The organism is Bacteroidota bacterium (assembly GCA_017303905.1).
Lineage (GTDB): Bacteria > Bacteroidota > Bacteroidia > B-17B0 > Aurantibacillaceae > JAHEYG01.
In genome coordinates this window covers 126190-150245 of the sequence record JAFLBH010000004.1, presented here as the reverse complement: position 1 = coordinate 150245, position 24056 = coordinate 126190, and the positions used below count along the sequence as shown (strand labels likewise).

The following is a 24056-nucleotide window of genomic DNA, read 5'->3' as shown; positions in this document are numbered from 1 at the left end:
GGTATTTACTCACGGCTTTTTTGTTTTTATGCGTAATTGTTATATATTAGTCTAAAGCAAACAGAATGAAAAAAAACAACTGCATAATCTATATACTCCTATTTGCATTAGTGTTTACTTTCTGCAAAAAGAAAGATAAAGATCCTGTTGCAACTTCAAGTACACCCGGTACACCTTCATTGTTTGACTCAAGATCTATTTTACAAACAACATATTATACCAGTGAGTATTTCGGAACTACATATAGTGATAGTTCAGCACTTGCTATTTTTTTCGATCAGCCCATGAGTGTTTCAACTAAAACACAAGTTTCAGCCGGAGCGGTGGTTTTTAATGATTCAACACTTTATTTTTCTTTTGGATCATACTCCTCATACTTTCCTGTTAACCTAACGGTTCCTCAGCGATGGAGTGTAAGCGGTTCAAGTTTTATCCCTGGATTTTCTTACACCGTTACGCCATCATTCCCGGAGTATTCCGGACAAAGCTCATTGCCGGATTCGTGTTATAAATCGAGTGGATTAACTATTAATATTAATGGTGTGACTAATTTTTCAGGTAGTGCGATTACTCTTTTTCTTAATAATACCTCGGGTAGTGCCGTTAAATCTCTCAATGGAAATGGCGTAGTTGTTTTTACCCCTTCCGATTTAAGCAGTTTTACTGTAGGAACAGCAATGACATTGCAAATAATGATAACTAATTATCATACAACAACCTTAGGCGGACTCGTTCATAGTTTCGCTTTTACACGAAGCCATCAAAAAGGAATTTGGTTAAAATAAGTATCCAAATTGTACTTAGTTTTGGCGAAAACTAAATTTTTTTAGTACACAATTTTTTTTATTTTAGCTCTCTTTTTTCGAGCTATGCGGATTGCACTTTACATATGTGTTCTCTTCACTGTTTTAATTGGGAATTCCTTTTCCCAAAATCTGGATAAGCTCGGAAGTAAGGATATGGTAAAAGTAGGAGGTGGATTAAATTACTCTTCTGTATTTTATAACGCTGATGGCATACCTAACCGTCGACAGCCCTTCACCTGGTTCTTAAATGGCAATTTAAATGTAAGTATACTCGATTTTAGTTTGCCTTTTACGTTTAATTACAGCAATAATCAAATCGCTTACACGCAGCCCTTCAATATACAAAGCTTTAATCCTACTTATAAATGGATTAAAGGCTATGCAGGAATCACTGCCATGAACTTCTCTCAATATACTTTAGCCGGACATATATTCGCCGGTGGAGGGGTTGAGTTAAGTCCGAAGAATTTCAAATTCGCTGCTATGTATGGTCGACTAAAAAAGGCAGTTGAGTTTGATGCAGTAGCGAACTCCGATATTAATATGAGTTATAAACGGATGGGATGGGGTGCAAGTGCGGGTTATGAGAAGAACGGACATGGAATCAAATTAATTTATTTCGCAGCGAAAGATGACCCTAATTCTCTACAGTTCGTGCCCATTAATACCAACGTTACACCAATGGAAAATACTGTAATCAGTATTGCAGGTAAAACGTCTTTGTATAAAAATATAAAACTGGAAGCCGAATATGCTTTATCAGGTTTAACACGAAACGTTACATCGCCGCAGGATTTAAACACACCGCCTAAAAATCAAATTCCTTTATTGTTCCAACCCAATGCAACCTCTCAGTTTTTTTCTGCTTTTAAATCAAGTATTGGCTATGGAATTAAAACCTTTGCTATTAACTTGAATTACGAACGAATCGAACCCGATTATAAAACGTTGGGTGCTTACTTCTTTAATAATGATTTAGAAAACATAACCCTTGCACCATCTATAAGTGTTTTAAAAGGTAAGTTGAATTTATCCTTCAATACAGGTCTTCAGCGCGACAATCTTGACAATAGCAAACTCAACACCACAAAGCGATGGGTGGGCTCATTTAATGCCAATTATGCACCTAATCAGCATTGGAACGTTATGGGTTCCTACAGTAACTTCAGCACCTTTACAAAACAACGTCCTCAAGAAGATCCTTTTTATAAAAACACCTTAGATACCTTAAACTTTTATCAATTATCCCAAAATGCCATGTTCAGTGCCGGTTATAATTTTGGTAAAACGAAGACACGTCAAAATATTTTAGTTACTGCCAATTATCTGGTAACCGGACAAAACCAAGGTGCGATTCAGGACCCCGGACTTTTTGGAACAACTTCGCAAATTAAATTGCCTTCACGTGTTGTTAACGGAAACATCTCTCACAATATATCTGTAGTAAAAACAAAAACAGCGTTCAGCATTGCTTTAAACTGTAATTACAGTGAGATGATAAATACATTCACGATGTATTACGGGCCAAACTTAAACATTAGTCAGGCTTTCTATAATAATACATTGCGTGCAACAATCGGCACATCTTATAATCAGGTTTTGAGTAATGATATTAAAACAAACGAATTATTTAACCATCGTTTAACACTAAGTTACTCGCCTAAATTTAAAAATCAGAAGTTTGGAAAAGTTGGAGTTAATGCCAGTGCCATTTACTTACAAAAATTAAAAACGGCTGTTGGCGCAGGAGAGTTTACAGAGTTCACAGGTAACGTTGGGTTAAATTATAGTTTTTAGTGAGATGAAAATTGAAAAGGGAATAATGAAAAAAATAGTTTTTGTACTAACTATATTGCTATTCGGTTTCTCTGTGTCGAATGCGCAAGAAGATTCTATTACCGATCCCGCCATCAATCGCGTTATATCTTTAGTAAATACCGTTGAGGAAGGAAGCAATTTCATTGAAGAACTCTCTCCCGACAGTATTGCTTCGCTTCCGTTTGGAATGATTAAGCAAATTGGACAGGCGCGTTACATTATTGCTGTGGATTCAATTAAGTTCCGACCAACCGGCGCGTTTTTTAGTGCCTATGCTGCCATTGATTTTCCTGGTTCAGAAAAAAAACTTGCTTTTGAAGCTGTAAACATTAAGTTTAATCCGAAAGGCGTAGTTGGTGGAAATCAAGCACGCTTAATGCTTGTAAGTGAACATACAATTAGAATAAATAACAATGTCAAACTCAAATTAAAACCGGATGGAAATAACTTTGTTGAATGGGATTGCACCGGCTTTAAAGGAATCAGTTTAAAAGGATATTTTATTTTCTCAAAAGGAAAACTAAGACCGGATTCAACACAAACGCCGGATAGTGTCGTTACAGCATCCTTTCAAATATATACTACCGATATTCACAATTTTATTGCGCAGGTTAATATTACTCCATTCACCATGGAAGGCCTTAAAGGATGGTCGTTTCGTGTAGATAATGCTACCGTTGATATGAGTGAATTGGTAAATGCCCCAGGAATGATTTTTCCGGCAGGATACACCAATCCGAATATGGTGACTTCACAAATGTGGACAGGGTTTTACTTACAAGCATTAAAAGTAAAATTACCAACCGAAATTTCTAAAACAGGAGAACGCACGGAGATTCAAGTAAACAATCTGCTCATCGATAACATGGGCGTAACCGGATTATTCCAAGTGAATAATGTATTAAGTACTGGCGAAGGAAGTATGAGCGGTTGGGGATTTTCAATTGATGAATTGGGAGCAGGATTTATTTGTAATCAATTAAGCAGCGGACATGTAAAGGGAAAAGTCAACATTCCAATTATGGATAGTGCGCAGTCACTTCTATTCACTGCCAATGTTAATTACAACCCAACCTATAAGGAAGTCGATTATAATTTTGTAATCAGTCCGGCCAATAATTTAAAATTCAATGTGGTTTCCGCGGAAGTTAATTTGCTCAATACATCCGCTATCAGTATTGCAAAACAAAATGGTTTGTTCAAACCGAGTGCTGTGTTAAATGGTTATATCAGTTTCAATAATTCAAAGTTTAATACTAATGGCGGACAATTGCTGTTTCAGAATTTAACGATTACAACAGTTTCGCCATACTTAACTAACGGTGTGTTCACACTGCACAATATAGGAAGTCAAACCAAAGCAGCTAAGTATCCGGTGAGTATTGGTGATATTACTTTTGGACTGGATATGGGTTCGCCTATAATGGGATTCAGTATTACATTAAATGTAGCGGATAATCCCAACTCAGGATTTAGTATTGGAACGAAACTTAGAGTAAAAGGTAAATTAGAAGAATATCAGCAAAGTTATTCGGGAGAGGCTCCTGTTACTTTAACAAAAACAAAATACAAATTCGATAAAGTCGTTATTGATGGCGTTTCTTTAGGAATTAAAACAAGTGCATTTGAATTGAACGGTTTAATTATTTTCAGGAATGATGATCCTGTTTATGGAGATGGATTCTTTGGTGAAATTTCTTTCTCCATTCCGAGTGTATTGCCTTCACCTGCCGGAGTGTCTGTTTGTTTTGGTTCTAAAGATAATTATCGTTATTTTTACTACAGTGCAACCATACCTACGAGTATACCTTTAGGGAATATTCCAATCACACTTAATAAACTAGTTGGTGGTGTTTATTATCACATGACACCTATGCTTAATTCGCAAAGTCAATTTATTAATGCATCTAAAACTCTTCCGGTAACAGGAAGTAATAACGCTCTTGCATATACACCCGATCCTAATATGGGACTTGGCTTTAAAGGTGGAGTTGGATTTCATTATTCACCAAGTGAAAAAACCGTGAATGGTGACGTAATGTTAGAAATTGCGTTTACAAGTTCCGGTGGATTAAGTTTTGTAAAATTAACTGGCGATGTTTATTGTATGGCAACAGTTGCTGAACGACCAACTGCACCCGTTAAAGGAAATGTGACCATTCAGTTTGATGCAGAAAATAAAGTGTTTGACGCAAATGCAACTATTTGGATTAATGCCTACAACGCAGTTACCGGAACAGGCTCAACAAAATTCCATATTGAACCCGGCATATGGTATGTTTCGGTAGGAAAACCAAGTAGCCCGAACAATATAAATATTGTAAACTTAGTTAACGCAACTTCTTACTTCATGGTAGGAAATAGCATTGAGCCTGCACAAGCTCCGCCACCTGAAGTTTCAAATATTATTAGTCAAAGTGGTTTACAAGCTAATCGTAATCAAAGTCAGTTGCAAAGCGGACAAGGATTCTGTACGGGTGCGAAGATTTACTCACATATCAATAAAACATTTGGTATGAGTTTCTTTCAGGTATACAGTGCATTTAATTTCGGATTGGGCTTTGATATGATGATGATGAATTATGGACAGACTGCACATTGCTCAGGTTCCGGACAAAAAGTGGGATTGAATGGTTGGTTAGCAAGTGGAAATATGTATTTCTATATGCAAGGAAATGTGGGAATAAAAGGTGATTTAAAATGGCAACCCGGATGCGATTGTTCAAAAGCAGCATGTTTCTGTAAAGATTTTGACTTTAATGTTTTTAATGGGGGCGTAGCGGCTATTGTAAGTGGTAAGATGCCAAAACCTTTGTATCTGTCGGGAACTTTTGGATGTTACTATGAAATATTAGGAAAAGTATCGGGCAGCTTTAATTATGATTATACTTACGGAGAGGATTGCAACATTATAAACTAGTGAAATTACGCGGCACATATTTGTTGTTTTTTGTTTTCATTGGATTTCTGGTGAAATCGCAAACACAATCCGTATACGCGAAAGTTTGGATAAAAGAAAAAGAAATTTTATTGCGTTGGGCTCCATCTTCAAAAGCTTTATTTGATGCCGGCGTTAAAAACGGTTATAAAATCACACGAACAGATAACACAGGAAACACGGTTATTGTAGCAGAAGCGATTAAACCCTATGAGAAAAATAATGAAGCCTGGAATTCATTATTAAAAAATAAAGATGGAGCTGTATTGGCCGTGAGCGTGCTTTATGATATGGTTAGTCTTGCATCTGATCCAAAGAAGAAACAAGAACAACAAATGATGGTTTATAATATGATGTTGTTGAGCTGCAATTTTGATGCGGAGATTGCTAAAGCTTGTGGTTTATTCTTTTCAGATAAGAATATTGATAATTCTAAAACCTACACCTATAAAATTTCGATTAATTCAATGCCTCAAAGTACTTCTTCTATGCAGGTAAATGCAAATGTTTTATCCAAACATCCGAACATAAATAATTTGCAAGCATGGTTTAGAAATAAGAATGTTAAACTTCGGTGGAAAGCATCAATCTATAAGCAAGATTTCACAGCGTATAATATTGAAAGGAGTGAAGACAGTATTAATTATACTGTTATTAATAAATCACCAATTATTTTAATGGCTTCGGAGTTTGAAAAGAAGAAGGAGGACATTTATTACCTCGATACTTTTCCTAAAACCAAACAAAAATATTACTATCGAATAAAAGGTTTAAATCATTTTGGGGAATTATCCGAACCGTCGAATGTTGTAGCAGGCATTGGCTATGAGCCACTCAAATCCTTTCCTGTATTCGATACCATTCACACAGTAAAAAACCTAACGGTGTACATGCGTTGGCGCATGGCAGATAAAACAGAGAATGCTTATCCAAAGAGTTATTTTATCAGTCGGGCAATTAAAGATGCAGGTCCCTATGAAATCATTTACCAATCCAATTCTTCATTTGAATTTACCGATGTGAATCCTAAACCCGTTAATTTTTATAAAGTAGGAGTGATATCGTATGGTGGTGATACATTGCAATCCTATTCTTATATGGCATTAATAAATGACACCATTCCTCCTTTACCGCCTACCGGATTAAAAGCTAAAGTGGATGCCAAAGGTAATGTCACGTTAACTTGGGATAAAAATGCGGAGCCGGATGTACAGGGCTACAAAATTTTCAGGTCAAATGCCTTGCACGAGGAGTTTGTGCAAATCAATAATGAATTTGCACGCGAGCCTAAATATCAGGATAAATTGAATTTAAAAACACTGAGTAAAAAAGTGTATTACTGTGTCAACGCTACCGACAAACGATTTAATAACTCCGAACTTTCAAAACCGATTGAAGTGAAACGTCAGGATACTATTGCGCCGGAGAAACCCATTATTAATAATTTGCAACTCAAACCAAATGGCATTTTAATTGAATGGATTAACAGCAACAGTGAAGATGTAAAATATTACGTGTTGTACCGTCAGCCTGAGAATTCGCAAACAGAGGTAAAGCTTAAAGAATGGCAAGCAAAGGACACACTTAAATCTTATCTCGATACCAATTTAATGATGGGAACCGGTTACCGTTATAAATTGGTTGTAGGAGATGAAGATGACAATATCAGTATTTCCAATAATCCCTATATGCGTTATGAAACCGGATATAGAAAAAAATTAACTACTGTAAAATATAGTGTCGATCGTACAGCAAAGACGGTAACTTTAAATTGGGAGTATAATTATCCCAAATCAGAAATCGATAAGTATATTATTTACCGTTGCAAGAAAGGCGGCGCTTTAACTATCATTAAAACTTTACCTGGCAGTGCCAATTCATTTGTAGACAAAACCCTATTTATGGGAAATATTTACGAATACCGCATTAAACCCATCTTCACCAACGGCGCCGAGGGTATTATTAGTGATAGGGTGGAAGTGGAGTATTAGATATCTGTTATTTGCTCTTAAGCGGCGGTTCTAACGTGTTGTTTGATGGAGTTAAGGTCTTTTTGCTTGTGTCTTTTTTCTTCTTCAATATCAAAGTCGTCTTGAAGTCCGAGCCAAAACTTAGCGGAGTTACTAAAAAATTTGGAAAGTCTTAAGGCGGTATCTGCGGTAATGCGTCTTTTACCTTTAATGATTTCGGAAATGCGAGTTTGTGGAATGGAAATTTCTTTAGAAAGTCGGTAAGCGCTTACTTCAAGTGGAATTAAAAATTCTTCTAACAGAATTTCACCCGGATGAATATTTTTGAGTTTTTTCATTTTAATGATAATCTATTAATTCAACGGTATAAGCGTTTCCATTTTCCCAACGAAAAATGATTCGCCCCTGGTCATTAACACGAATAGAGTAAAATTCCAGTAAGCAATTTCAAAAGCAAAAGAGAAATGCCTTTTTTTACCACCAAAATTATAATGCAACATGGGTTCTACAGTCCACACAGATTGACTGATGGATTTAAAATGAGAAATTAAAACAACTAGAATTATTAATAGTTTTATTCGCTTCATTACTGTTTATAAAAGATGGTTTTTTTATTATGACTGAAGGTTTCCTGTAAAAATTTACATGCGCCTGTAGTATAAGTGGATAGACAGATATATTTAATGTTGAATAATGATTTTTTTAAGCGCAATATTATTGCCCGTTTGTATTTGAATAAAGTATATTCCATCAGAAAGATAAGATAAGTCCAGTTGATTTTCGTTAAAATTTTCCTTTATAATTAGAGTTTGTCCGAACCTGTCAATTAATTTGATATTAGCAGTTTGAGTCAAATTAATTCTGATATTTCCTGTGGTTGGATTTGGATAAAATAATTCAGCTGATTTTTTCGAAAGATCATGAATATAAGTTAAGTTGCCAAGCGTGGAATCAGTTGAAACGCAAATACCATCAATATAATAATAGGAGAAACTAGAAATACATGAAAGCCCTGCCGATAACGTGTCGGTATTAGCATCATTTTTGAAATTACCTATTGTAATATACTCTTCAATTCCTGTTGCAATAAATGATCCTGATATTTTTGTCCAATTAATATTGTCGGTTAAAAATATACCAGAGGGATTTGAAATTTGTGGAACGACATTAATAGGGTTGTATCCACTCTGCGGTATTGGATTCTGGGAAAAGTATATACCTAAATCATCTGTCGCGCATAGCGAACTATCAGCTAACGAAACATACATCGTTACAAAGTATTTTTGTCCTGCAGTTAAGGTTGTTGTTAATTTTGTTTGTATGTATTCTCTGTAAGTTGTCATTACATTTGCCCAAGCTTGAAGGCCGGAATAACCAGCAGAGTTTTGAATTCCCATTTGGTAGCCAGCTGTATTAGCCGGGACATCCATGTTTACTATTGATGTCGTAGTTAATGTAAAGCAAGAATTAAAATAGTCAGAAGTTCCACCTCCAGGCATGTACCAATTGCCAGTTCGATTTATCTGACCTTGAGAAGTAGGGCAGTTAGTGTAAGTTTCAAAACTTGGATTAGGAACAAGATTAATTTGTCCGAAAGCTATTTTAGAAAGGAGATATAATATCAAAAATACTTTTTTCATTATTTTATTTATTCCACCAACTTACTTATTATTTGATTATTTGCTCGATAAGCAAAATCTAGCCCTCACAAATAACATTTGTGTTAGCTTAACTAAATATACAAATTTTAGTAATTAAAAAAGCCATCTCTTTCGAAATGGCTTTTTGGTTTTTTGTTTTTTGAGATTGCCCCTCGACATGGTTCGATAAACTCACCACAAGTGCTCGGGGACCAAGAGATTATTTTTTAGCATCCGCTAAAAATTGTGCTAAACCTTTATCAGTTAAAGGGTGGTTTAATAAGGCTGTAATTGCGCTTAACGGACAAGTAGCAACATCAGCACCCACTTTAGCACATTGTATAATGTGAATAGGGTGACGTACAGAAGCCGCTAAAATTTCTGTGTCAAATCCGTAATTATCATAAATAATGCGGATGTCTTCAATTAATTGCATACCATCAGTGCTCACGTCATCTAAACGTCCGATAAACGGTGATACATAACTTGCTCCGGCTTTCGCTGCCAATAAAGCTTGTCCCGCACTGAATACCAATGTGCAATTAGTGCGGATTCCTTTTTCTGTAAAATATTTAATGGCTTTAACACCGTCTTTAATCATTGGAACTTTTACCACAATTTGAGGATGTAATTTGGCCAATGCTTCGCCTTCTTTTACCATACCTTCAAAATCTGTAGAGATCACTTCAGCGCTGACATCACCGGTAACGATGTTACAGATGTCAACATAATGCTTTAAGATATTTTCTTGTCCTTTGATGCCTTCTTTTGCCATCAATGACGGATTTGTAGTTACCCCGTCCAAAACACCAAGGTCTTGTGCTTCTTTAATCTGAGCCAGATTGGCTGTATCAATAAAAAATTTCATTTTATTTTTTTAATCTTATTTGTTTAATGTTTAACGACAAAATTGTTGGTGAGCTTGTCGAACCACAAATGTAAAATAACCAAGCATTGCTGTTACAAATGTTTAAAGAATGTTGATGAAATTCAATTTCGTTTATTTTGTTCAAACTGATTTGGTGTTTAAGGTTTATCTCGTCTTCGAAGACTCTTCGTTTGAGAATTGTCTGAATTTTTTAATGCATAGTTTAATAGAATCACGACTGATTTCTCCCCTGCTAAGGGGAGATGTCCGAAGGACAGAGGGGTTTAATGTTGTAAAAGTTTAAGAATGAAAATATTTTTCGAGAAATAGCCTCTTCGCCAAACCCCCTCCCGCTACGCGGACTCCCCCTTAGCAGGGGGAGAAGCTGTCCGTTGCTAAAATTGCATATTATCACCACGACTGATTTCTCCTCTGCTAAGGGGAGGTGTCCGCAGGACAGAGGGGTTTAATTTCTAAAAAGAATCACTTCTTTGCAGAAGTATTAATAACCTTGCCGTTAGTGGCATTCACATACACACTGTGCGTTGTGTACATTTCAGCTTCGCAGTTTTTGCAGGCTTCGAGATAGTAGAAATACCATACAAAGTAATATTCATTCTTGGTATTATCGTATTCGGTAGAGATTTCACCGTACAATTTATCACTGAATTTTTTTAAAGTTGTATCGGCATTCAGGGCAACTTTTTTTGCTTCATCATAACTCACCACTTTGGCACCGTTTTTTTTGATGCTTGCAGGTAAACGGGTGTAATTTTTAAACGCGATGTCTTTTACAACACCTTTGCCAAATTTATATTCTAAGGTGAAAATAACATGGCTCTCCTTTACGTTCGGGAAATTGAAAGAATAGAAGAGGGTGAAACCATTCAAAACTTTTTCCTTCGTATGGCCGTCACTTTTAATGAACTTCACGTTATTGTTATAAGCGTTTTGTCCGATTTCGTTGATGATAACTGCCTCGCATTTTTTGCGAATGCTATCGGGAGCCATAGCGCCGTAAATGGTTTGCGCAATGCTTATTCCGCTTAATCCGACTAATACCGCTACTATGAAATGTTTTAAATGCATTTTTGTAAAAAAAGATGGGTAAGCTACTTCCATCGCACCGCTACAACCGTCTACCCTTGCTCCGTTCCCGGCCTGGGGGATTTGACAGGAGCTGGTCGTGAAAGACTTACCCACCGCTGCAAAATTAACATTTATTTTAATTTCCCGAATAAAATCGTAAAATTTGTATTCTATAAATGCGTTACTTGCACTAAGCCCGAATATGCAGATTTCCATAGTTATACCTTTAAAAGACGAGGCCGAGTCGCTGCCCGAATTGCACGAGTGGATAGTGAAAGTGATGAAAGCGAATAACTTCAGCTATGAAATCCTTTTCATCGACGATGGCAGTAAAGACAATTCATGGAAAATTATTGAGGGTTTAAAACAAGGCGATAGTAATGTCCGCGCTATAAAATTCCGTCGTAATTATGGTAAATCGCCTGCTCTTCATGTAGGTTTTGAGGCTGTAAAGGGAGATGTGGTCATTACCATGGATGCCGATTTACAGGATAGTCCGGATGAAATTCCTGAACTCTATAAAATGATTACCGAAGGCGGTTTCGATTTAGTGAGCGGATGGAAACAAAAGCGTTATGATAACGCACTAACAAAAAATTTACCTTCCAAATTATATAACTGGACCAATAGAAAAATATCAGGTATTAAGTTGCATGATATGAATTGCGGGTTGAAAGCTTACCGCAAAGAAGTAGTGAAAAGCATTGAAATTTACGGTGAGATGCATCGATTTATTCCGGTGTTGGCAAAAAACGCGGGCTTCAGTAAAATAGGCGAGAAGGTTGTTCAGCATCAAGCCAGAAAATACGGCGTGAGTAAATTCGGTTGGGATCGTTTCATTAATGGTTTCCTCGATTTAATGACCATTACGTTTTTAAGCAAGTTTGGAAAACGTCCGATGCATTTCTTTGGATTGGTTGGTACAATCATGTTTTTCTTAGGATTTATGGCAGCCTTATACATTGGTGCAGATAAATTATACCATGTTTTTACACATGTAGCAGCCCGTAAAGTAACAGATCGCCCTTCATTCTATATTGCCCTCACTACAATGATTTTGGGAAGTATGATGTTTTTGGCAGGGTTCCTTGGCGAATTGATCTTACGTAACTCACCTGTACGTAACAATTACCTTATCGAAAAAGAAATTGATTAATGCCGGCAGAGAGCAATAAGCGGCCGCCGCGCCAACCTTTGTCACCTGAAGAGGTGCAGGAAATCATTAAAATCAAAAAGCTTAAACAACAGATTAAAATCGAAAAGTTTAAGCAAACCCGTTCCTATAAATATTTAAATGTGTTTAATGTTATTTGTATCACTATTTATACAGAGATAATCTTCGCGTTTTTATATTCTTGCGCATTTCAAACATATACAATTGATAGTATTGCTACTTATTACGGCGAATCAATTATTGGTAATAAGCGTGAATTAAGCAGTATTGTGTTTAAAACAACAACAGGTAAAGAATATGATGTAGGTGTTCGCGATACAGTTGTTTTACCAAAGGTAAATGAAAAATTGAGTGTGGGTCGTGATTGGATTTTGCAAAAGGAAATTAAGGTGAAATGGCAGGGCAGTGGTAAGGCGTATTACATCAAGCGCTCGTTTCCGCTATTATTTATTTCTATTCTATTGGGAATAGTGAGCTTTGTTTTGTTTGGTTATAATCTTAATCAGAATTCTTATTCGTTGAATGTAATTTCATTTATCAATACGCTGAGTATTTTGTCTTTCTTTTTACTCTAGTAATTCAGAGGCGTACATATCACCGGGTGAAATCATTTTTTCTTCGTAGGGAATCTTTTTACCGTAACGCTCTTCCATAATTTCTTTTACGGCAGGGTGTGATAAATCAAAATCTTTTAAGGGACGAAGTTTTCCGACTTCAATATTTAGAGCTTTGTTGTACAATTTCCAAACGTATTCTGAACAATACAATTCCTCATCACTCCAATTAAATCCAATATCGTAATGAATGCCCAATTGTTTTTTGGCTTGTTGCAACATCTTATCAATTACAATTGGAGTAAGTAACGTTTGATCTTTTAATCGCTTCACAACGTATTGTTTGTTTGTACTCATAGCAATAAAATCATCAAACGAGTCTTTCGAAACCGGTTCAATGGCATGATATACCATCGGTTTTCCGTTTTCAATAAAAACAATACCTACATGTGTGAATTTGGATTTAGTCGCAAGTTGCACCGCTTTGCCTTGTCCGCCCGCATTTACTATAAAAACTATATCTCCATTCTTTAATCCTGTATTGGAGCGGTGTAAAATAAAGCCGCTTAATAATACAAAGAACAAAAGTCCGCTATAAATAACAATGAGTTTGCGCATAACACGTTTTTCTAATTAAAACGTAAGTAGCGCGGAGATGTTACAGCTTTAACAAAATTTTGGAACACTTCTTCATGGCGGCATTCATAGAGGGTGATTGCGGAAATGTTCTGAACTCTGAAATGATAAGTTCAACTTCTGATTTTAATTCGGGATATTTTTTACAAATATTCGTTAAAACGTAGAGAGAAAAAACACGAACTGCATGTGGAAGTGTCGTGTTTTTCAAGAACCCTAAACACAAATCAAATATTGGTCCGCAATATTTTTCAGGGATATCAATTTCCTGAAAAATGCGAATTACATTTCGAATGGCACCGGTATGCTGATTCGTTCCACTTAAAAATTTGATGAGTTGTGGAATAACAGGTTTAATCATTTCCGGTTTCTCAAAACTTAAATGCTGAAGTGTCCACGAAGCGCGCATGCTGATTAAAGGATCACTGCTTAAGGTTAGCTTGGTGAGTTCTTTCGCAACTTTCGAATTGTTTTCGTTTTCCTTTAAAAACTTATTGAGTTTTTTCAGACTGAAATATTTTATGTCGTTAATGTCTTCCATTAAAATTTATTGCGCCAGATTAATATCAATACTCCAAATATAGCAGTGATACAGGCAAAAACCGATTGAATGGTGATTTTTTCTTTATAAACAAACAAATTAACCGGTAAAACAAAAATGGGAAGTAAAGCAAAAATAGTTTGCGCCACGGCTACTTCCAGTTTTTGTATCGCATAAAGTGAACACGTAACACCGGCAATAGGACCAAGTAATGTTCCTACAAGCATAAATGGTAATACATTATTTTGATTGGATAAAATGGGTTTTGAATTAGAGATGAAGCGTTTTAGAAAGAAGGAAACAATAAATGCGATGCTAAAAGCGAAAAGCAAACGAATCCACACGGCATGCATGGTAGGAATTTTATCGCTGTAATAATCCATTCCGTACTTCGACAAAACTAATCCTGTACCTTGGCATAAAGCGCCTAATATTCCGAATGCAATTCCCTTTTTGTCGCGTTGAAATCCCGCCGATTCAGCAGCGGCTTTATCTTTTTTAGATAGCGTTAACCAAATAACACCACCCACTGTAATGAGAATACCAATGATACCGATCCAGTTTACTTTTTCTCCTAATACCAAAAAACCAATACTTAAAGCGGCCCCGGGCGCAAAGGTGGTATATAAACTACCGAGTTTTGGACCAAGTAATTTAAAAGAAGTAAAACTGAAATAATCACCAATGGTAAATCCAATCACACCGGAGAGTCCCAGGAATAAATAATGCATGGGTTGGGGATTGGAAAATAAATGGATAAATGAAATGCCTGATGATAGCATTAATATCAACGACATAATTATCCATGCTAAGAGGAGGCGGTATTGATTGATGGGAGCAGCGCCAACGCGTTTCGTGGCTTCTGTAAACGGAAATATTCCCAAACTCCAGCAGAGCGTTGTGATTAATGCGATTAGTTCTCCGCTCATGTTAGTTAATAGTTGAGAGTTGGTAGTTTGGAGACAGGTGTTCGGAGAAGGAAAGCATAAATATTATTTTACATTTTAAGTACTTTGTTTTTTATCACGTTATCATCTCCTCACAACGAACACCCAACTACGAACTTTCATAATTTCTTTCTCCGAAAATACTGCTGCCTATTCTCACCATGGTGCTTCCTTCCTCAATGGCAATTTTATAATCGCTGCTCATGCCAAAGGAAAGAATAGGTAATTCTAGGTTAATGTTTTTTTGAATTTGAGTTTGAAATTCTTTGAGTGATTTGAATTCCTTTCTGATTTGAGTTTCATCGTTTGTATTCGTAGCCATCGCCATGAATCCGCAAATTTTCACGTTTTCTAATTTTGTGAGCAGCTCTGAAGTAAGAATGGATTCACATTCATCAAAGGATAAACCGAATTTAGTTTCTTCATTGGCAATGTAAACCTGAAGTAAACAATGAATGACACGGTTGTGTTTTTTTCCTTGTTTATTTATTTCTTCCAATAACTTTAAACTGTCTACGCCATGAATCAAATACACAAAGGGTGCAATGTACTTGACTTTGTTGCTTTGTAGATGTCCGATAAAATGCCAGCGAATATCATCAGGAAGTTGTGCGTGCTTATCTGCTAATTCCTGAACATAATTCTCACCGAAATCACGATGTCCGGTCGAGTAGGCTTCTTTAATGAGTTCGTTGGGTTTGGTTTTAGATACGGCAATGAGTGTTACATGCGCTGGCAGTTCAGATTTAATCTTATGTAAATTCTCTTGTACCGACATTTATTAATCTTCAAAGCTATAAATCACTAATCCGCTTCTCATTTTAGGTTCTACCCAGGTTGATTTTGGGGGCATGATGTTGTTAGTGTCTGCAATCCATTTTAAATGTTCCATGGTTACAGGGTACAATCCAAATGAAACAGCCGCTTTTCCTTCGTCCACCATTTTTTTCAACTCTTTACTTCCTTTAATACCCGGTACAAATCCAATGCGTTTATCGGTTTTCAAATCGTGTATATCAAAAATAGGAGAGAGGATATGTTCAGTTAATATAGCAGCATCCAGACTTCCAACAGGATCTTTAGGATTGTAAGTGTTTTCCTTGGCTTGTAATGAATACCATTTGTTATCGAGATACATGGATAACTCATGTTTTTTCTGCGGCGCGAAATCGGAAGCTTTTACTTCATTGACTTCAAATTTTTCTTTAATCTTTTTTATTAAGTCGTTCGGTGAAAGATTATTCAGGTCCTTCACCACACGGTTATAATCATAAATTCTTAATTGCGACTCCGGGAAGAATACACCTAGGTAAAAATTAAAAGCTTCTTCACCGGTATATGATTTTTTCGCGTTTCGTTTTATTTTACCTAATAAAGCAGAAGAAGCAGAACGATGATGCCCGTCGGCAATGTAAATAGATTGAATTGAATCAAATTGCTTGACAAGTGTTTTTACATTGTTTTCCTCACTCAACACCCATAGCGTGTGTCTGACTTTATCTGTAGTTGTAAAATCATAATCCGGATTTTTCTGTGTTGTTTCCTCTACGGTTTTATCAATAATGGCATCGTTAGGGTAACAAAAAAGAACAGGCTCGGCATTAAACTCACACACTTCAAGGTAATCCTTTAGTTTTTCCTCACGGGAAGTAATGGTTTGTTCGTGGATTTTAATCACGCCGTTTAAATAATCATCAATACCAGTGCAGGCAATTATTCCGGTGTACGTATTATTTTCTTTTATCTGACGATAAATATAATAGCAAGGAATTTCATCACGCTTGAAAACATTTTCATCCACAAATTTTTTAAATCTGTTCTTGACTTTTATTAAACGTTCCGGTGATCCGGGTTTTGTTTTAATGTTATCATCAAAATCAGGATTAATAACATGAAGAAACGTATACGGATTACCAATGAGTTTTTCGCGTAGTTCAGAAAGATTGTAAGCGTCAACCGTTCGAGAAGCGACGAGATGTACTTTGTCGTTAACCGGACGGATTGCTTTAAAGGGGATGACTTTAGCCATGTTAATTAGTTAGTAGTTCGGAGTTGGTAGTTCGGAGATAGTCTTCGAATGGTTCCGAAAGATTATTTTTGGCCTGACTACTTTCAAGGTAACTAATTAGCCCACTAATCATCTTGGAAATCTCTATTAGTTTATTTCTTAATTGTAATTCAGTTTTTTGATCAATATATTTTTGTCTTGATATAATAGTAGTACAAACAACGCATTCGCGTACGGAGCGTAGCGAAATAGTTAAAAATTGAATAAATTCTTTTCTTGAGCCGGCAGATCCTTCGCCAATGTTCAATGAAATTGAACACGCGGCTCTTCTGAATTGGGAGGTAATTCCATATTGTTCAGATGAAGGGAATGATTTTGTTAATTCATAAACATTATCAACAAAATCTAATGATTTCTCGTAAACTTTTAGTTTTTCAAAATCAAATAATTCTTTTTTTTCTTCTGACATGTTAATTCTATAGATTATTTTCAAATAATTTTCTCTCCAGTCTACGAACTCCGAACTCTCAACTATTAACTCAATGCGGCTATAATTTTCTCTGCCAACTCCACCCCAATTCTCTCTTGCGCTTCGTTAGTAGCTGCACCAATATGAGGAGTTAAAGAAATTTTCGGATGATTTAAAATGGCAACAGAAGGTTTTGGTTCGTTTTCGAAAACATCTAAACAAGCATGTGAAACTTTTCCGCTGTTTAAGGCTTCTAATAAATCGTCTTCATTAATTACTCCGCCACGTGCCGCATTAACAAGCACCACTCCGTTTTTCATGGAAGCTAATTCGTGTTTGGTAATTAGTTTTCCTCCTGGTACATGGAATGTGATGAAATCACTGTTTTGAATGACTTTATCCAATCCAACCGGTGTTATTTTTACCTTAACATGTGAAGCTCCGTCGATTTCAATTTCAATGGTTGCTTCTGTTACATACGGATCGAAGGCTAAAACTTTCATGCCTAGTCCAAGCGCCATTTTTGCAACGTATTGCCCAATTCTACCGAATCCGACAATACCAATGGTTTTTCCTCTTAATTCTACACCCTTGGCATATTTCTTTTTAAGATCATCAAATTTTGTATCTCCATTACTTGGCATTTGACGGTTACTGTCGTATAAAAAACGTACCGCATTAAATAAGTGTGCAAAAACCAATTCGGCCACCGAGTTAGAAGAAGCAGCGGGCGTGTTAATGACGTTTATGTTTTTGCTTTTCGCGTAATCTACATCAATGTTATCCATTCCAACACCGCCGCGTGCAATAACTTTTAAATTCGGACAAGCGTCGATTACATCTTTACGAACTTTGGTAGCGCTGCGGACCGTTAGAGCCACATAGCCTTTATCGTTTAATTCCTGAATCAGATTTTCTTGTGCAACTTTATCTGTTACAACCGTAAAACCTGCTTTTTCCAATAATTCTTTTCCTATTGCATCGATGCCATCGTTGGCCAGAATTTTTTTACTCATATAAGGGGTTATTTTAGTAGGAACAAATATAAAAGAAAAACCATCAATCGCTTGATGGTTTTTCAAAAAACAGCCATTAAAACCCCTTGCTGTTTAGCTGCTTTTTATTCTTTTATTTGTAACGATTTGGAATCGGCGTAAGCTTCGCCTGAATAATCGATGTTTTTCCAGTTTTTTGATACGTTGGCTAATTTGTTTTGTGCCATTTGCTCTTTCTTATTTCGAGCATTAAAGTATTCCGTGCTCGCTTTTATGCGTTTGGCTTTATTGTCCATGTAACTAATAAAAAATGGCGAGCAAAGTTCTACACCAAACATTCCTACGATGATTATTTGAATTAAGGTTTTCATAAAATTGGTGTTTTAAAAGGTTAAACAATGTGTGAATTGTATTTACTGATTATTACGAAGGCCTTTGAATTGAGGTTGGGATAAAAGCAGACCTTTTAGTAAGTGGTATGTTTTAGCGAATAAGTGGACGGTTTTATCCAATAAAAAAACCGCCGGGTTTAGCGACGGTTTTTCTAAAATTTACATTCTTAAAAACAAGAATGAGTGAGTTAATTGTTTGCCTGAGTGAATGAAGGATTAGCCTTTTTTGCTTTCAAATTGTTTCATAACATCTACTAATATTTGCACACTTTCTAATGGAAGTGCATTGTATAAAGAAGCTCTGTATCCACCCACATCACGGTGACCACGAATACCACTGATGTTTGCTTCTTTCCATAATTTATCAAACTCCGGTTCTAAAGAAGCGTCTTTTAATAAGAAACACGCATTCATATTACTACGGTCTTCCACCGCGGTAGTACCAATGAATAATGGATTACGATCAATTTCGTTATATAATAAATCAGCTTTTTGCTGATTGATTTTTTCGATCCAGCTGATACCCCCGTTTTTCTTTAACCATTGTAAGGTTAAAAGCGTCACATAAATAGGGAATACAGGAGGTGTGTTGTACATGCTTCCGCCTTTAATGTGTACCTGATAATCCAGCATGCTTAACATTTTACGTCCGGTTTTTCCTAAAGCATCTTTTTTAACCATGACCATCGTGCTACCTGCAGGACCCATGTTTTTTTGTGCACCGGCATAAATTAAAGTGAAGTCTTTTGCGTTTACTTTACGACTGAAAATATCAGAGCTCATGTCGCACACCAATGGAATATTACATTTAGGAAAACTCTTCATTTGTGTTCCGTAAATGGTGTTGTTGCTGGTGATGTGCAAATAATCGGCATCGCCAGGAATTTCATAGCCTTTTGGGATGTAATTAAAGTTTTTGTCTTCAGACGAAGCAATCACTTTGGTGTTTCCAATTAGTTTAGCTTCTTTAATGGCTTTACTCGCCCAAACGCCGGTATTTACATAAGCAGCAGTACCGTTTTCTCTTAATAAATTATAAGGAACCATTGCAAACTGTAAGCTTGCACCGCCACCTAAATAAAGTACTTCGTATTCGTCACCCACTTCAAATAATTCTTTCACAATCGAACAGGCTTCATCCATCACCTTTTCGTAGTTCTTACTGCGGTGAGAAATTTCTAATAAAGAAAGGTTAAGGTTATCAAAATTAATGCAGGCTTCAGAAGCTTGTTTTAATACTTCCTGTGGTAATATACCCGGACCTGCGCTGAAATTGTGAACTTTTGACATATACGAAGGGTTTTAAATTTGACTTCGAATTTAGGAAGAAAATTGAAAGGCGCTTCAGAGTTTGATGATTTTCTTTGATTTATTTTCTAACTCAATCATAAGGTAAGTGGCAGCGTTATCGTTTTGTTGTAGATTAACCATGGAGTAACCGGATGCGTTCTCAATAAGTACTTTTCCTTTATTATCAATCAATAAGTTTTGTTCCTCTTCTTCAACCCAGAAATAATGCGCAAAAATCCGCGTTAAGGAACCTTTAGTTTTAAAAACTTCAGTGCCGGCAGTACTAATCAAAACAGTTTCGGATTTGGTTTTTACGATGCTGATGCTGTCTTTAAAATCAGTTGCCTCCAGGTATTTGCACGGAATGACAATATTTAATTTTCTATCGGTAAATCCGTATTTGTTTTTCTTTTTTATGCGAATAAGATTGTTCTGCGCGAAATAAACTTCGTCAAACGTACCAAACTCAACGCTCACTTTTCCGTTAGCATCCATAATGGCTTGCTTTTTGTTTTTAATCAATTTAAAAGCAAGTCCATTAGTATAATAAGAAACCGGTAATTCTTTTTTAAACTCATTATCTACATCCGTAATAAAACAATTTTTACTGCTGTAGAAGCCGTATTTATTATTTCGTACTAATATAAAATTGGAATGTTCTGCTTTCAAGATGAGCTCGTACCGGGCATTTAAAAATAAACTATCGCTATCATTAATTAAACCATACAGTCCGTTCATTTTTACAATGGCAATATTGTTATCGTCAAAATCAGAAATCCATTGGTAACGGGCACTGAATGTTTTTCCGCTTTTGGTAATGAAACCGTATAGTCCATTGTCCATGTAATAAGCTTTTCCGTTTTTGAAATCGCCCAATTTATCAAAACGCGGTTGCAGAATGTAATTCCCGTAAATATCCAGCGCGCCATATTTGTTATTTACTTTTACGGTGTAAACCATCTCACTTTGTTCCGATAAATCATCAAACGGTCCTGCTGTTTCTTGGCCTTGACGATTAATTAAAAACCATTGTCCGTTTTTATTTACGGGAGCAATACCGCTGATAAAAGGAAACGCTTCGGTATAAAAAGAGTTAAAAACATTTTTGTTTTCTTTGTTTACAAACCAGGCACTGTCATTACGTGTCACCACTGCCACACCTTCTTTAAAAGGCGTTGCCGCATCGTAGGTTGCAGGAATCACAAATGCACCCGATGTATCGATGAAACCAACATAATCGCTGTCGTTAAGCGGAATCAGGATTTTATTATTGAGTTCAATTTCTTTATTAATAGATTCTTTAAACGGAAACTCCGGATAAGCATTCATGAAACCGGTGAGTTCATCGTTATTATAAGATTTAACTGTTAAGGCATAAAGCATTTTCCAGGCTTCATTGTAAAAACGACTTTTGGGATAATTATGTACATAAAACTCGAGACCTTGCACATCATTGTTTTTACGATAGAGCTGAAACAAATCATCCTGAGCTTTGCCAATGAATTTATTGATTGGGTACTGACGAATAAAATCAATGTACACCTGCGCCGATTTAAGTACCGTGTATTCTTCAAACAATTGTTTGTCGTATAAAGTTTGAAGTTCCCGGTAAAGGTGACTTTGCGGAAAACGAAGAAGAACGGAGTAGGTACTATCGCTGTTGTTGTAATACTGATTTTGTGAAAAAATGAGTTGATCACGTTTTAGAAGTGCCTGTTGTTTTAAGTTTTGCGGGGCAAAGGGATTTTTAACCAAAAAAACCTCCAGATCGGAGGTGTTATTAGCTAATAAAGCCTTTTTAAGCAGTTTTTGAGCGATACTGTCGGCCAAAATGGAGATATGAACGCTATCGATAATAAAACCATTATAGGATTCCTTAAGCGGTGACTTTTTAAAGAAATTTCCGGCACGGGTGATGTATTTAGCGGCGCTGTCGGCATTGCTAAAAGGGTTATCCGACCGGTAAAACAGGGTGGAAAGTCCGTAGGCTGCCGGTGCATTGGGCTGCTTTTTCAGTACCTCATAAAACAACTTTTTAGCCTTAAAATAATCGTAAATCGAGAGCGCCTCATAAGCCTGATTTATCTTAGCTCCACGGAGGGAAAAAGCTGTTAATATTAAGTAGAAAAAAAGCGGTTTAATTAGCCTCATCAGGACCTAAAATTATACTTTTGCAGGGTTAACTTATTAAAATGTTTACAACAGGACGAATTATCTTTGCTTTGAGCTTTTTGGTTGTTTTTGTGATTGTCATGTTTATGTCATTCCGCAAGGATAAAAAGGTCAATACCACCCATTACCCTAACTCATCTAAAATCCTTTTAGGTGTATTGTTAATATTATTGTTACTTTATTTGATCGTTAAGGCCCGTAAATTTTTGTAATCGGCTTTTTTTTGCTATATATTTGTAGTCGAATTAAGGATTTTAACAGATTAATTCAAAAAAACTGTAGCTCAATTTTAATTCAAATTGAAACAAAAGAAATGAAGAAATTAATTGCATCAATTACATTTTTAATGGCAGCGCAAATAGGTTTTGCGGCTAAGCTTGTTGTAGAAGGCAAGTATCAAAACAAAAATGTGTTTGTACAAAATTTTTATGGTGGAGCAGGCGTAGGTTTCTGTGCTCTTGAAGTAAAAGTAAACGGTAATATTACTACTGACGAAGTTAACTCAAGTGCATTTGAGATTGATTTAGCTTCTATGAAATTAAAATACGGTCAAGATGTAACCATCGAGATTACGCATAAGAATGATTGCACGCCACGTGTTTTAAACATGGATGATTTACGTCCACGTCCAAGTTTTGAAGTATTAACTATGGGAATTTCTTCAGCAGGAATTTTAAAATGGTCTACCAAAAACGAAAGCGGTGCATTACCATACATTATTGAGCAATTCAAATGGAACAAATGGGTTCCAATCGGAGAAGTAAATGGTGTAGGTACTCCTGAATCTCACGAATATTCTTTTAAAGTAACTGCTCATAGCGGCGCTAACAAATACCGTGTGAAACAAGTTGGTTTTAACTCAGAACCAAAATATTCTAATCATGTTGTTTACAACTCAGCTTCTGAAAAACCAAGCTTCGCTATCAATAAAGAAAATACTTCCATTCAATTTACAGCCGAAACTGCTTATGAAGTGTATGATAATTTCGGTATAATCGTAAAAAGAGGTTTTGGAAAAGATTTAGGAATCGAAAATCTTTCTAAAGGAAAATATTACTTGTGTTACGATAATCAGGTAGCTGAAATCGAGAAAAAGAAATCAAAATAATTACAGCAGTTTTTTAAATTCGTTTAAAATCATTGCTGTTGCTCCCCAAACAATTTTGCCCCGTACATCAAAGTACGGGGTTTTTAATTTATAACCCGGCGCCGGTTCAACAACAGTTTGTTTAATTAGTTCCGGATTTTTTAAATCACTTAAATTAAGCTCCAGCAAAGATTTTACTTCGTTTTCATTCAGCGCATACCGCAAATCGTTTCCTGTGTATACGCCCACATACGGATTTACCAAAAAGCCACTCACCGGAATATAAAGCGGTGTAAGTTCGCCAATCACCTCAATGTGCGAATGAATTCCAATCTCTTCACCACATTCCCGCAAGGCCGTATGCATTAAACTTTCATCCTGGTCTTCTTTTTTTCCTCCCGGAAAACTGACTTGTCCGCTATGTGCGCCATTATATGTATGTCGTTCCGTGAGCGGAATAAAAAATTCTCCTTCTCTTTGAGCCAATAACACTAAAACTGCGCTGCTTCTATAATTACCTTTTTTTAAATCCTCGTACTTAATTTTTTCGCGGCTGATATGCGCCATTTCAAACTGCGCTGCTTCGCCGGGCAAAGTGCCTTGTAATTGTTCTTTTAAGCTAATTATAAATGGATGGTTTAACACGTCTACAAAAGTAGATA

The 24056-nt window shown here is 36.2% G+C and carries 23 protein-coding genes and 1 other RNA gene; 7 read left to right on the top strand and 17 right to left on the bottom strand.

Annotated features, from left to right (window positions below; genetic code table 11):
* Positions 1–65: 65 nt before the first annotated feature.
* The 4 genes from J0L69_13965 to J0L69_13950 all read left to right on the top strand — a co-directional run bounded on the left by J0L69_13965 (position 66) and on the right by J0L69_13950 (position 7553).
* On the top strand, positions 66–785 hold the full coding sequence (locus J0L69_13965) for a hypothetical protein (GenBank protein ID MBN8694295.1): 720 nt from the start codon (positions 66–68) through the stop codon (positions 783–785).
* An 84-nt stretch (positions 786–869) separates the two neighbouring features.
* Positions 870–2603, top strand: a complete 1734-nt coding sequence (locus tag J0L69_13960; GenBank protein ID MBN8694294.1) for a hypothetical protein — start codon at positions 870–872, stop codon at positions 2601–2603.
* Between the two features lie 25 nt (positions 2604–2628).
* Positions 2629–5544: a hypothetical protein gene (locus tag J0L69_13955; protein MBN8694293.1), complete on the top strand. Its 2916-nt coding sequence runs from the start codon at positions 2629–2631 to the stop codon at positions 5542–5544.
* Positions 5544–7553 carry a hypothetical protein gene (locus J0L69_13950; protein ID MBN8694292.1) on the top strand — a complete coding sequence of 670 codons (2010 nt, stop codon included), beginning with the start codon at positions 5544–5546 and terminating at the stop codon, positions 7551–7553. The genes J0L69_13955 and J0L69_13950 overlap by 1 nt, the downstream gene beginning before the upstream one ends.
* 17 nt (positions 7554–7570) lie before the next feature.
* On the opposite strand, the gene J0L69_13945 is transcribed toward J0L69_13950, so the two are convergent.
* The 6 genes from J0L69_13945 to ffs form a co-directional block, all read right to left on the bottom strand.
* Positions 7571–7870: a HigA family addiction module antidote protein gene (locus J0L69_13945; GenBank protein MBN8694291.1), complete on the bottom strand. Its 300-nt coding sequence runs from the start codon at positions 7868–7870 to the stop codon at positions 7571–7573.
* Between the two features lies 1 nt (position 7871).
* Entirely contained in the window at positions 7872–7970 is a 99-nt protein-coding gene (locus J0L69_13940; protein MBN8694290.1) for a type II toxin-antitoxin system RelE/ParE family toxin, read from the bottom strand.
* A 242-nt stretch (positions 7971–8212) separates the two neighbouring features.
* The gene (locus tag J0L69_13935) at positions 8213–9172 is read right to left on the bottom strand and encodes a T9SS type A sorting domain-containing protein (GenBank protein ID MBN8694289.1); all 960 of its coding nucleotides are present in this window, start codon (positions 9170–9172) and stop codon (positions 8213–8215) included.
* Between the two features lie 220 nt (positions 9173–9392).
* A complete protein-coding gene (gene fsa, locus J0L69_13930) occupies positions 9393–10040 on the bottom strand; it encodes a fructose-6-phosphate aldolase (protein MBN8694288.1) in 648 nt (215 codons plus the stop codon).
* A gap of 483 nt (positions 10041–10523) precedes the next feature.
* Entirely contained in the window at positions 10524–11129 is a 606-nt protein-coding gene (locus J0L69_13925) for a hypothetical protein (GenBank protein MBN8694287.1), read from the bottom strand.
* A 14-nt stretch (positions 11130–11143) separates the two neighbouring features.
* An RNA gene (ffs, locus tag J0L69_13920) (signal recognition particle sRNA small type) lies at positions 11144–11241 on the bottom strand.
* Between the two features lie 90 nt (positions 11242–11331).
* Between ffs and J0L69_13915 the strand changes: the two genes are divergently transcribed.
* Together J0L69_13915 and J0L69_13910 are read left to right on the top strand one after the other, a co-directional pair.
* Positions 11332–12285 carry a glycosyltransferase family 2 protein gene (locus tag J0L69_13915; GenBank protein ID MBN8694286.1) on the top strand — a complete coding sequence of 318 codons (954 nt, stop codon included), beginning with the start codon at positions 11332–11334 and terminating at the stop codon, positions 12283–12285.
* Positions 12285–12878, top strand: a complete 594-nt coding sequence (locus J0L69_13910; GenBank protein MBN8694285.1) for a hypothetical protein — start codon at positions 12285–12287, stop codon at positions 12876–12878. Before J0L69_13915 ends, J0L69_13910 begins: the two co-directional genes overlap by 1 nt.
* Here the strand turns inward: J0L69_13910 and J0L69_13905 are convergent.
* The 10 genes from J0L69_13905 to J0L69_13860 all read right to left on the bottom strand — a co-directional run bounded on the left by J0L69_13905 (position 12870) and on the right by J0L69_13860 (position 22286).
* Positions 12870–13475 (bottom strand): YiiX family permuted papain-like enzyme, encoded by a 606-nt coding sequence (locus J0L69_13905; protein MBN8694284.1) that lies wholly within the window; start codon positions 13473–13475, stop codon positions 12870–12872. The two genes, J0L69_13910 and J0L69_13905, sit on opposite strands and share 9 nt — an antisense overlap.
* Positions 13476–13515: 40 nt before the next feature.
* A complete protein-coding gene (locus J0L69_13900) occupies positions 13516–14034 on the bottom strand; it encodes a hypothetical protein (protein ID MBN8694283.1) in 519 nt (172 codons plus the stop codon).
* Entirely contained in the window at positions 14034–14963 is a 930-nt protein-coding gene (locus tag J0L69_13895; protein ID MBN8694282.1) for a DMT family transporter, read from the bottom strand. The genes J0L69_13900 and J0L69_13895 overlap by 1 nt, the downstream gene beginning before the upstream one ends.
* 127 nt (positions 14964–15090) lie before the next feature.
* Positions 15091–15759, bottom strand: coding sequence for a YggS family pyridoxal phosphate-dependent enzyme (locus J0L69_13890; protein ID MBN8694281.1), 669 nt, complete (start codon positions 15757–15759; stop codon positions 15091–15093).
* A 3-nt stretch (positions 15760–15762) separates the two neighbouring features.
* Entirely contained in the window at positions 15763–17010 is a 1248-nt protein-coding gene (locus J0L69_13885; GenBank protein ID MBN8694280.1) for a DUF1015 domain-containing protein, read from the bottom strand.
* 1 nt (position 17011) lies between these two features.
* Entirely contained in the window at positions 17012–17458 is a 447-nt protein-coding gene (locus J0L69_13880) for a four helix bundle protein (GenBank protein MBN8694279.1), read from the bottom strand.
* 65 nt (positions 17459–17523) lie between these two features.
* Positions 17524–18474: a D-2-hydroxyacid dehydrogenase gene (locus tag J0L69_13875; protein MBN8694278.1), complete on the bottom strand. Its 951-nt coding sequence runs from the start codon at positions 18472–18474 to the stop codon at positions 17524–17526.
* Between the two features lie 104 nt (positions 18475–18578).
* Positions 18579–18824 (bottom strand): hypothetical protein, encoded by a 246-nt coding sequence (locus J0L69_13870; GenBank protein MBN8694277.1) that lies wholly within the window; start codon positions 18822–18824, stop codon positions 18579–18581.
* A 237-nt stretch (positions 18825–19061) separates the two neighbouring features.
* Positions 19062–20135, bottom strand: coding sequence for a 3-phosphoserine/phosphohydroxythreonine transaminase (gene serC, locus J0L69_13865; protein ID MBN8694276.1), 1074 nt, complete (start codon positions 20133–20135; stop codon positions 19062–19064).
* A gap of 54 nt (positions 20136–20189) precedes the next feature.
* The gene (locus tag J0L69_13860; GenBank protein ID MBN8694275.1) at positions 20190–22286 is read right to left on the bottom strand and encodes a WG repeat-containing protein; all 2097 of its coding nucleotides are present in this window, start codon (positions 22284–22286) and stop codon (positions 20190–20192) included.
* Positions 22287–22620: 334 nt separating this feature from the next.
* Between J0L69_13860 and J0L69_13855 the strand changes: the two genes are divergently transcribed.
* The gene (locus tag J0L69_13855) at positions 22621–23415 is read left to right on the top strand and encodes a hypothetical protein (protein ID MBN8694274.1); all 795 of its coding nucleotides are present in this window, start codon (positions 22621–22623) and stop codon (positions 23413–23415) included.
* On the opposite strand, the gene J0L69_13850 is transcribed toward J0L69_13855, so the two are convergent.
* Positions 23416–24039 (bottom strand): CoA pyrophosphatase, encoded by a 624-nt coding sequence (locus J0L69_13850; protein ID MBN8694273.1) that lies wholly within the window; start codon positions 24037–24039, stop codon positions 23416–23418.
* Positions 24040–24056: the final 17 nt, after the last annotated feature.

Coding starts and splice junctions, on each gene's coding strand:
- J0L69_13905 (MBN8694284.1), bottom strand. CDS start 13,475: ATGCGCAAACTCATTGTTATTTATAGCGGACTTTTGTTCTTTGTATTA.
- J0L69_13880 (MBN8694279.1), bottom strand. CDS start 17,458: ATGTCAGAAGAAAAAAAAGAATTATTTGATTTTGAAAAACTAAAAGTT.
- J0L69_13955 (MBN8694293.1), top strand. CDS start 2,629: ATGAAAAAAATAGTTTTTGTACTAACTATATTGCTATTCGGTTTCTCT.
- J0L69_13875 (MBN8694278.1), bottom strand. CDS start 18,474: ATGAGTAAAAAAATTCTGGCCAACGATGGCATCGATGCAATAGGAAAA.
- J0L69_13925 (MBN8694287.1), bottom strand. CDS start 11,129: ATGCATTTAAAACATTTCATAGTAGCGGTATTAGTCGGATTAAGCGGA.
- J0L69_13960 (MBN8694294.1), top strand. CDS start 870: ATGCGGATTGCACTTTACATATGTGTTCTCTTCACTGTTTTAATTGGG.
- fsa (MBN8694288.1), bottom strand. CDS start 10,040: ATGAAATTTTTTATTGATACAGCCAATCTGGCTCAGATTAAAGAAGCA.
- J0L69_13900 (MBN8694283.1), bottom strand. CDS start 14,034: ATGGAAGACATTAACGACATAAAATATTTCAGTCTGAAAAAACTCAAT.
- J0L69_13890 (MBN8694281.1), bottom strand. CDS start 15,759: ATGTCGGTACAAGAGAATTTACATAAGATTAAATCTGAACTGCCAGCG.
- J0L69_13945 (MBN8694291.1), bottom strand. CDS start 7,870: ATGAAAAAACTCAAAAATATTCATCCGGGTGAAATTCTGTTAGAAGAA.
- serC (MBN8694276.1), bottom strand. CDS start 20,135: ATGTCAAAAGTTCACAATTTCAGCGCAGGTCCGGGTATATTACCACAG.
- J0L69_13935 (MBN8694289.1), bottom strand. CDS start 9,172: ATGAAAAAAGTATTTTTGATATTATATCTCCTTTCTAAAATAGCTTTC.
- J0L69_13870 (MBN8694277.1), bottom strand. CDS start 18,824: ATGAAAACCTTAATTCAAATAATCATCGTAGGAATGTTTGGTGTAGAA.
- J0L69_13855 (MBN8694274.1), top strand. CDS start 22,621: ATGAAGAAATTAATTGCATCAATTACATTTTTAATGGCAGCGCAAATA.
- J0L69_13910 (MBN8694285.1), top strand. CDS start 12,285: ATGCCGGCAGAGAGCAATAAGCGGCCGCCGCGCCAACCTTTGTCACCT.
- J0L69_13895 (MBN8694282.1), bottom strand. CDS start 14,963: ATGAGCGGAGAACTAATCGCATTAATCACAACGCTCTGCTGGAGTTTG.
- J0L69_13965 (MBN8694295.1), top strand. CDS start 66: ATGAAAAAAAACAACTGCATAATCTATATACTCCTATTTGCATTAGTG.
- J0L69_13860 (MBN8694275.1), bottom strand. CDS start 22,286: ATGAGGCTAATTAAACCGCTTTTTTTCTACTTAATATTAACAGCTTTT.
- J0L69_13915 (MBN8694286.1), top strand. CDS start 11,332: ATGCAGATTTCCATAGTTATACCTTTAAAAGACGAGGCCGAGTCGCTG.
- J0L69_13885 (MBN8694280.1), bottom strand. CDS start 17,010: ATGGCTAAAGTCATCCCCTTTAAAGCAATCCGTCCGGTTAACGACAAA.